This is a genomic window from Ohtaekwangia sp., assembly GCF_036568665.1.
GTDB lineage: Bacteria > Bacteroidota > Bacteroidia > Cytophagales > Cyclobacteriaceae > Ohtaekwangia.
This window is the reverse complement of the sequence record NZ_DATCSD010000185.1, coordinates 1-2,712: the sequence shown is the minus strand read 5'-3', so window position 1 is coordinate 2,712 and position 2,712 is coordinate 1. Positions and strand designations below refer to the sequence as shown.

Genomic DNA, 2,712 nt, shown 5'->3' with positions numbered 1-2,712 from the left:
TTGCAGTGGTTTTAAAGGAGTAAATATAGAAGCGGAGATCCAGTTTTCGCGAAGCCTGATTATACCGGAAGATGCTAACGGCAAAGCCAGTACCAATGAGAATGAGCGGGTAAAAGTAAATTTCACAACGTATGCGCAGAGTCTCAACGACCTGATGGTAGGAGTAAATATACCGCCTTTCCAGATCAATGGGTTGGATGGTTTTGGTTTTAAAGTAGCGCAGGCATTTATGGACTGGAGTGATTTGTCGAATCCTCCGGGTATATCTTTTCCGAAAGACTACTCATCACCGTTTGTACAGGGCGGTCAGCCATTGTTGTGGCAAGGCTTTTATATGCAGCGCCTCGAAGTACGACTGCCTCCGGGGTTTGCTAAAAAGGAAGGTGACGATTCGCGCATAACGCTTGGGGTAGAGCACATGATCCTGGATGACGAGGGATTTACCGGTGACGTGTTTGCTGATAATGTACTGGATGCCGGTAACCTGAACGGGTGGTCTTATTCATTGGATCACGTAGAGCTTGCTCTTGTTACCAACCAGGTAAAAGGTTTTGAAATAGCAGGAAACATTTCTGTTCCTAATCTTAAAAAGAAGAAAGACAACAGCGCAACACATTTTGGATACCTGGCCAGTCGCAGTGCCGATGGTAACTATATATTTTCTGTAACGATAAAAGACGAACTACGATTGCCTTTGCTGGTAGCAGATCTCAACCTGAAGCCAGGCTCATCTATTACCGTAAAAGAGAAAGACGATAAATTTTATCCGACGGCTATACTCAACGGAGAACTCACCATCAGTGCATTGAGCAAAGGGCCGAAGGCCAGCTTTAGTGGTATCGAGTTTGAAGGACTGCGCATCAGTACAGAAGCACCTCACTTTGATATACAGCATGTATCCTTTGGCAAGGAAGATAAAGAACAATCTGTATCGAAGTTCCCGCTGGTCATCAATAATATAGCACTGCGAAAGGATGGTTCAGATCGTATAGGTATAGGCTTTGATGTAACAATCAATATAGCAGGTAAATCGGAAGATGAAGGCTTTGGAGGAACGGCCGGACTTATTGTTTGGGGTAAACGCGCAACAGAAACGGTTACTTCGCCAGAGGGGAATGTTACCACAGAAAAGGGAAACTGGGGATTCGACAAGGTAGAGCTCACCGGTATAGGTGTAAACTTCAAGAAAGCCGGTGTGATCGAGATCGCGGGTATGATCAACTTCTTTGAAGAAGATCCTGTATATGGCGATGGCTTCAAGGGATCGCTGTCTGGTAAAATACAGATGATCACCTTAAAGGTGGACGCACTGTTTGGTAAAACACCTGAGTTCCGTTACTGGTATGCAGATGCACTGGTAGAATTTGAGAGTGGACTTCCATTATTCCCGGGCTTCTCTGCGTATGGCTTTGGTGGTGGTTTCTACTCGAAGATGAAACAAAGTACGGAAGGAAGTTCGCTGGGTAGAAATGCATCCGGCATTACCTATATACCGGATGAAAATACCATCGGTATTAAAGCACTTGTAAAATTCGGAGCAACACCAAGTCAGGCTCCCTATAACGGAGATGTAGCGCTGGAGGTAATGCTGAACCGATCGGGGGGTATAAATTCAGTTACGTTCACCGGAAATATAGTGGTGATGTCTCCTGCGTTACCGGGAGGTCTCGACAAGATCAAAGAAATGGCTGCCGCTGCGGTAAGCGGTAACAAAGGTATGAGCAAGCTCATGGAAGCCTTGCAAGGCCAGGTATCAGCCAGTGTAAAGATATTGTTTGATAATGTGAACGATGTGTTCCATGCCAACATGGAAATGTATATCAATGTTGCCGGTGGCGCTATAAAAGGTATAGGTCAGAATAACAGGGCAGGCTGGGCCGTAATGCATTTCTCCAAAGATGAATGGTATATGCTGGTGGGTACACCGAATGATCCGGTAGGCATTGAGCTGTTATGGTTATTGAAGATGAAGAGCTACTTCATGATGGGTAAAAATATTCCAGGTAGTCCGCCACCACCGCATCAGGTCTCTGAGATACTGGGTATCACCAGTCAGGATCTCGACTATATGCGCGATCTGAATGCCGCTGCATCAGGATTTGGATTTGCCTTCGGAATGGATTTCAGTATGGATACCGGTGACATCAGCTTCCTGATGTTCTACGGAAGATTTGCTGCCGGTATAGGAACAGACTTCATGATCAAGAAGTATGGTAAAGAATATCATTGCTCAGGTTCTGACGAAACGATCGGTATCAATGGATGGTTTGCCAACGGTCAGGCGTATGCCTATATACAGGGAAACATCGGTATTAAAGTACGACTGCGATTCTATAAAGGTAATTATGAGATTCTGAAAATCGGAGCAGCCGCTATATTACAAGCGAAAGGTCCTAATCCTTTCTGGATGCGTGGTATAGTGGGTGGTTACTATAGATTGCTGGGAGGATTGGTAAAAGGTAATTGCAAGTTTGAATTAGAGATAGGCAAGTCGTGTACGGTTGTAGGGAACAGCAATCCGTTGGAGAACGTAGACATCATCTCGGCAGTGAGTCCGGTGAAAGGAGAAAATAATGTAGATGTATTCAATGCACCACAGGCAGCCTTTAATGTTCCGATAGGTGAGGAGTTTGTTGTTACCGATATGGAGAACCGGAAACGATCATTCCGCGGTAAACTGGTTGACTTTAAAGTGCTTGATGGCAGTACACC

General features: G+C 45.2%; 1 protein-coding gene. It reads left to right on the top strand.

The features are described 5' to 3' along the window. The coding region (locus VIN08_RS10535; protein WP_331964269.1) for a hypothetical protein at positions 1-2,712 on the top strand (2,712 nt) is incomplete at both ends.